Source organism: Streptomyces sp. (assembly GCF_031178505.1).
Taxonomy (GTDB): Bacteria; Actinomycetota; Actinomycetes; order Streptomycetales; family Streptomycetaceae; genus Streptomyces; species Streptomyces gulbargensis.
Genome location: NZ_JAPSIW010000428.1, coordinates 1 through 6,026, shown reverse-complemented (window position 1 = coordinate 6,026; position 6,026 = coordinate 1). Strand labels below are relative to the sequence as shown.

The window sequence follows — 6,026 nt, the reverse complement described above, 5'->3', positions numbered from 1 at the left end:
ACACCGGCTGGCACACCAGCTTCACGGTGTGGATGAGTGTTCCGCCCGCCGCACTCGCCGGAGCCGCCGAGGAACTGGCGGCCCTGCGCGACACCCGCCTGTCCGCGTCCACGGCCACCGAGGCCAATCTGCTCGCCGCGGCGTGGGCCCACGGAACCGACGGCATCGCTCGCTACGAAGCCCGTCTCGCCGAGACCGTCCCGGACGTGCGCGTCCTCAACCGGGCCGTCACCCTGCGCTGGGTCAAGCGCATGGGCCGCATGATGGGGCCCGACGGCCGCAGCCAGGGGTGCGTGCCGATGGACCTCTGGGTGGACGCACACGCGTAGGCCGGGCTATCGGGGCACGTCCGGACTGACGGTCGGCGGCCTATGCGACGGATGTCGCGTTTGATGCGCGGCCGACCTGGTGGAGGGCACCTTCTTTTGTTCGTAATTTCGAACGGCGTTCGTGATTTTGCTCAATTCGTTGACGCCGTTGTTTCGGGGCGTCTAATTTCGCGATTCGAAGTTACGAAAGTCGTTCGTAATCTCGAACAGACTTCTTCCGGTCGTCTTCTCGAAGGAGCCTTTCCATGCCTGTCGGGCGTTCCGTCCGCCGCCGGGCCGCGGCACTCCTGTCCGCCGGCGCGGCGGTCCTCGCCTGTCTGATGCCCCAGGCGTCGGCCGCTCCGGCGGCCGCCTACCCCGATCCGCTGCCCGTCACCGGCGACGTCACCGTCCACGATCCGGCGGCGATCCGCCTCAAGGACGGAACCTACGTGGTCTACTCCACGCACGGCGGCCTCGAAGCGCGCACCTCGCGGGACGGCCGCCACTGGGAACGGGCGGGGTCCGCCTTCGCCGCGCTCCCCGCCTGGTGGCGCTCCTACTCCGCGGAGAGCGACCCCTGGGCCCCCGAGATCGTGCACCGCAAGGGTCGTTACTGGCTCTACTACGCGGTCTCCTCCTTCAATTCGAACCGTTCCGCCATCGGGCTCGCCACCTCGCCCAGCGGCAGGCCCGGCACGTGGACCGACCACGGAGAGATCTTCGCGAGCGCCACGACGGACCCCTACAACGCCATCGACCCGGGCATCGTCGAAGGCGGAGGCGGACTCTGGATGTCCTTCGGTTCCCACTGGACCGGCATCCGCATGGTGGAGCTGGACGACCGCACCGGGCGCCCCCTTCCCGCGGCCCCCGTCCACCACCTGGCCACCCGGCCCGACGCCCCCTACGCGGTCGAGGCCCCGTCCATCGTGCGCCGGGGTGGTCACTACTACCTCTTCGTCTCCTACGACCGCTGCTGCGCGGGCGTCGAATCGACCTACAACATCCGCGTCGGCCGTTCCACCTCACCGACCGGCCCCTACACCGGACGCGACGGCAGGCCGATGACGCAGGGCGGTGGCGACCTGCTGCTGGCCGCCCACGGCAAGTACCTCGGGCCCGGCGGACAGTCGGTGCTCCGTGACCGCGGCCGGGACGTCCTCGTCCACCACTACTACGACGCAGAGGACCAGGGCACCCCCAAGCTCGGCCTCACGCCGCTCTCCTGGAGTGCCGACGGCTGGCCGGTGCTCGCCCGTTGACGGCGACCGCCCGGCTCCTCGCACCCTCGCCCCACGAAAGGAAGTCATGACCCCCGCCCCTGACCACGTCGCCCGGTTCACCCTCGACCCGGCGTTCACCGTCGGTGAGGTGAACCCCCGTCTCTTCGGCTCGTTCGTCGAGCACCTCGGTCGCTGCGTCTACACCGGCGTCTTCGAGCCCGGCCACCCCCTGGCGGACGAGGCGGGCCTGCGCACCGACGTCCTCGACCTCGTGCGCGAGCTCGGCGTCACGGCCGTCCGCTACCCGGGAGGCAACTTCGTCTCCGGATACCGGTGGGAGGACTCCGTCGGCCCCGTCGAGGACCGGCCCCGCCGTCTCGACCTCGCCTGGCGTTCCACCGAGACCAACCGCTTCGGGCTCAGTGAGTTCATGGCGTTCCTGAAGAAGGTCGGCCCCGAGGCCGAGCCCATGATGGCCGTGAACCTCGGCACCCGGGGCGTGGCCGAGGCGCTCGAACTGCAGGAGTACGCCAACCACCCCGGCGGCACGGCCCTTTCCGACCTGCGGGTCGCCCACGGCGACAAGGAGCCGTTCGGCATCCGCCTCTGGTGCCTCGGCAACGAGATGGACGGACCGTGGCAGACCGGCCACAAGACGGCGGAGGAGTACGGCCGGCTGGCCGCCGAGACCGCGCGCGCCATGCGCCAGATGGACCCGGACCTCGAACTCGTCGCCTGCGGCTCGTCGAGCCAGGCCATGCCCACCTTCGCGGCCTGGGAGGCGAAGGTCCTGGAGGAGACGTACGACCTCGTCGACCACATATCCCTGCACGCCTACTACGAGGAGAAGGACGGCGACCGCGACTCCTTCCTCGCCTCCGCCGTGGACATGGAGTCGTTCATCGAGAACGTGGTCGCCACCTGCGACCACATCGGCGCCCGGCTGAAGTCCAAGAAGAGGATCAACCTCTCCTTCGACGAGTGGAACGTCTGGTACCAGAGCCGCTTCGAGGCGGAGGCCGCCGAGAATCCGCTCGACTGGCCCGAGGCCCCCCGCCTCCTCGAGGACAGCTACTCCGTCACCGACGCCGTCGTCTTCGGCTCGCTGCTCATCGCGCTGCTGCGGCACGCCGACCGGGTGACGGTCGCCTGTCTCGCCCAGTTGGTCAACGTCATCGCCCCGATCATGACCGAACCCGGCGGCCCGGCCTGGCGGCAGACCACCTTCTACCCCTTCGCCCAGGCCGCGCGCCACGGCCGCGGCGAGGTCCTCGACGTGCGCGTCGACTCGCCCACGTACCCCACCGCCGTCCACGGCGACGTGCCGCTGCTGCAGGCCACCGCGGTACGGGACCCGCGGACCGGAGCGGTCACCGTCTTCGCCGTCAACCGCTCGCAGGACCGCCCCCTGCCGCTGCGCGTCGCGCTGGGCGGCATGGACCTCGGCGAGATCGTCGAGCACACCGTCCTCGCCGACGCGGACCCGGACGCCCGCAACACCCTCGACGAGCCGGACCGCGTCACGCCCCACCCGGGTGTGGGAGCCGTACTGGCCGGCTCCGCGCTGAGCGTCACGCTCGAACCGCTGTCCTGGACCATGATCCGCCTGGCCTGACGGGCCGCCCCTGCAGGAATGCCGCCCTCGGGCGGTTCCGCACCGGAGGGCGGCCCCGGCCGCCCTCCGCCGCACCCCGGGAAGACGACCCGCAATGCAAACACCCCATCCCAGCCGGCGCCGTGTCCTCGCCGGTTCCCTGAGCGCCCTCGCCACCACCGGCGTCCTCGCCTCGACCGCGAGCTGCGCGGCGCCGCCGGCCGCCGCGTCCGGCCGGACCAGGCTCCGGTTCTGGCACCTCTTCGGCGGCGGCGACGGCGTCAACATGCAGAAGATGCTGGGCTCCTTCCGTGCCGCCCACCCGGACGTCGAACTGGAGGCCACCACCCTCCAGTGGGGCGCCCCCTACTACACCAAACTCGGTATGGCGGGCGCCGGAGGCCGTGCGCCGGAGGTCGCCGCGCTCCACATGGCCCGGTTGGCCGGGTTCGGTCCCGGACGGCTGGTCGACCCCTTCGACCTCGACCTGCTCGCCGAGGCGGGCATCCGCCCGGCGGACTTCCCCGAGGACCTGTGGCGGCGCGGCCGGATCGACGGCCGCCAGTACGCCGTCCCCTTCGACACCCACCCCCTCGTGCTCTACTACCAGACCGACATCTGCCGCAAGGCCGGCCTGATGGACGGGACGCGCCTCAAGCCCGTCCAGGGAGCCGCGGAGTTCGCCGAGGCCCTGCGCGCCGCCAAGAAGGTGACCGGCACGGCAGCCCTCGTCACCGAGACCCTCGGCCCCGACTGCATCACCCCCTGGCGCCTCTTCTCCACCTTCTACTCCCAGACCGGCGGGACCGTCCTCACCCCCGACGGCAAGGGGCTGGCCCTCGACGACGCCAAGGCCCTGCGGGTGCTCGAGTACATGGCCGGCCTCGTGGGGGAAGGGCTGTGGACGCGCCGCGCCGACTACGCCGCCTCCGTGGGCATCTTCAACCAGGGACGGACGGCGTTCCACCTCAACGGGGACTGGGAGGTCACCACCTTCCGCACGGGAGGGACGCCCTTCTCGATGGCGCGGGTCCCCGCGCTGTTCGGACGGGCCACGGCGCAGGCCGACTCCCACGCCTTCGTCCTGCCCCACCAGCGCGGCCGCGACACCGCGACGGACAGGGCCGCCTGCCTCTTCGTCGCCTGGATGCTGAAGAACTCCGTCGAATGGGCGGCGGGCGGCCACGTCCCGGCGTACCGGCCCGTCCTCTCGGATCCGGCGTACCTCGCGCTCGATCCGCAGTCCGCCTACCGCGACGTGATCGACGACGTCGTACTCGACGAACCGGCCTGGTTCGCCGGGTCCGCCTCACGGATGTGGATCGAACTCGGCGAGGTGTTCTCGACGCTGCTCACCGGCTCCCGCACCCCCCGTGAGGCGCTCGCCGAGGCGAAGCTCCGGCTCGGACGCCTCCTCGACACCCGCAACCCCCTTCCCGGAGTCGTGTCATGACCACGCTCACTCCCGCCGCTCCGGCCACCTCGGCCTCCGGAGCGGGCCGCGGCGCCGTCACGGCCCGCTCCCGGGCCGTCCGGAGGAAGTGGACCGAGCACGGCCTCGTCTTCGTGGCCCCCTTCCTGGTCGTCTACGGCCTCTTTCTCGTCTGGCCCCTGATCAGTGGCGTCGGGATGAGCCTGACCAGTGAGAACATCACCGGCACCGAGGCGGAGTTCATCGGCCTGGACAACTACGCGGAGGCGCTGGCCGACCCGCAGATGTGGTCCTCGCTGTGGAACACCGTCTGGTTCACCGTGCTCTCCACCGTCCCGCTCGTGCTGGTCGGACTCGTGCTCGCCCTGCTCGCCCACCAACTGCGGGTCGTGCAGTGGCTCTGGCGGATCAGCTGGTTCGCGCCCTTCCTGCTCCCGTCCGGCGTCGTCTGCATGCTGTTCGCGCAGATGGTCTTCCCGCCGGGATTCGGGCTCGCCGACCAGCTCCTCGCCTCCGCCGGACTGGAACCCGGCATCGGCTGGCTGAGCGACGAACGCTACGCGATGCTCTCCATCGTCCTGACCACGGTGTGGTGGACGGTCGGGTTCAACTTCCTGCTCTACCTCGCGGCCCTCCAGGCCGTTCCGCAGCACCTGTACGAGGCGGCCGAGCTCGACGGCGCCGGCGCGTGGCGGCGCCTTCGCCACATCACCCTGCCGCTCCTGCGGCGCACCACCGGCCTCGTGCTCGTCCTCCAGGTGCTCGCCTCGCTCAAGATCTTCGATCAGGTCTACCTGATGACCGGCGGAGGACCCGACGACTCCACCCGGCCGATCCTGCAGTACGTCTACCAGCAGGGCTTCACCGGCTACCGGATCGGCTACGCGTCCGCCGTCTCCTACATCTTCTTCGCCCTCATCCTGATCGTCTCCCTGGTCCAGCCCGTGCTGGCCCGGCGCAAAGAGGAGGCCGGCACGTGAGCCTCGCCGCCGTCCGTGACCGCACCGTCCGAGCGTCCCGCACCGGGAGCCGGCGGCCCCGCTGGACCGCGGGCAGGATCTCGCTGCTCGCCGTGGCGCTCGTCCTGGCCGCCGCCTGGCTGCTGCCCCTGCTCTGGGCCGTCGCCACCTCGCTCAAACCGGAGGGGGAGACGACCAGGACACCGCTGGAGTGGATCGGCTCGCGGATCACCTTCGAGGCGTACGCCAAGGTGTGGGAGTCGGGCACCCTGCTGCGGTGGACGGTGAACTCCCTCGTCGTCTCCGGGCTCACCACCCTGCTCACCGTCGTCCTGTGCGCCATGGCCGCCTACGGTTTCACCCGGACCGTGTTCCGGGGACGCAGGATCCTGTACGGCCTGGTCCTGGCCGGGATCATGGTGCCGCCCCAGGTCCTCATCGCGCCGCTGTTCACGCAGATGGTCCGCATGGGGCTCGTGGACACCTACTGGGGAGTGATCCTGCCCC

4 protein-coding genes and 2 pseudogenes are annotated in these 6,026 nt (G+C 70.9%); all 6 read left to right on the top strand.

Going from position 1 to position 6,026, the window contains the following annotated elements; translation table 11 throughout:
* Positions 1 to 329: pseudogene (locus RIF68_RS24240) on the top strand (hypothetical protein); the annotation flags it as partial.
* Positions 330 to 574: 245 nt separating this feature from the next.
* A complete protein-coding gene (locus RIF68_RS24235) occupies positions 575 to 1,573 on the top strand; it encodes an arabinan endo-1,5-alpha-L-arabinosidase (protein WP_309053413.1) in 999 nt (332 codons plus the stop codon).
* A gap of 46 nt (positions 1,574 to 1,619) precedes the next feature.
* A complete protein-coding gene (locus RIF68_RS24230; RefSeq protein ID WP_309053412.1) occupies positions 1,620 to 3,149 on the top strand; it encodes an alpha-N-arabinofuranosidase in 1,530 nt (509 codons plus the stop codon).
* A gap of 94 nt (positions 3,150 to 3,243) precedes the next feature.
* On the top strand, positions 3,244 to 4,581 hold the full coding sequence (locus RIF68_RS24225; RefSeq protein ID WP_309053411.1) for an extracellular solute-binding protein: 1,338 nt from the start codon (positions 3,244 to 3,246) through the stop codon (positions 4,579 to 4,581).
* Positions 4,578 to 5,540: a sugar ABC transporter permease gene (locus tag RIF68_RS24220; RefSeq protein WP_309053410.1), complete on the top strand. Its 963-nt coding sequence runs from the start codon at positions 4,578 to 4,580 to the stop codon at positions 5,538 to 5,540. The genes RIF68_RS24225 and RIF68_RS24220 overlap by 4 nt, the downstream gene beginning before the upstream one ends.
* Positions 5,537 to 6,026, top strand: a pseudogene (locus tag RIF68_RS24215) (carbohydrate ABC transporter permease); the annotation flags it as partial. The gene RIF68_RS24220 and the pseudogene RIF68_RS24215, both read left to right, overlap by 4 nt.

Excerpts from the sequence above, each read along its gene's own strand:
- RIF68_RS24225 (WP_309053411.1), top strand. The coding sequence starts at position 3,244 with ATGCAAACACCCCATCCCAGCCGGCGCCGTGTCCTCGCCGGTTCCCTG.
- RIF68_RS24235 (WP_309053413.1), top strand. The coding sequence starts at position 575 with ATGCCTGTCGGGCGTTCCGTCCGCCGCCGGGCCGCGGCACTCCTGTCC.
- RIF68_RS24220 (WP_309053410.1), top strand. The coding sequence starts at position 4,578 with ATGACCACGCTCACTCCCGCCGCTCCGGCCACCTCGGCCTCCGGAGCG.
- RIF68_RS24230 (WP_309053412.1), top strand. The coding sequence starts at position 1,620 with ATGACCCCCGCCCCTGACCACGTCGCCCGGTTCACCCTCGACCCGGCG.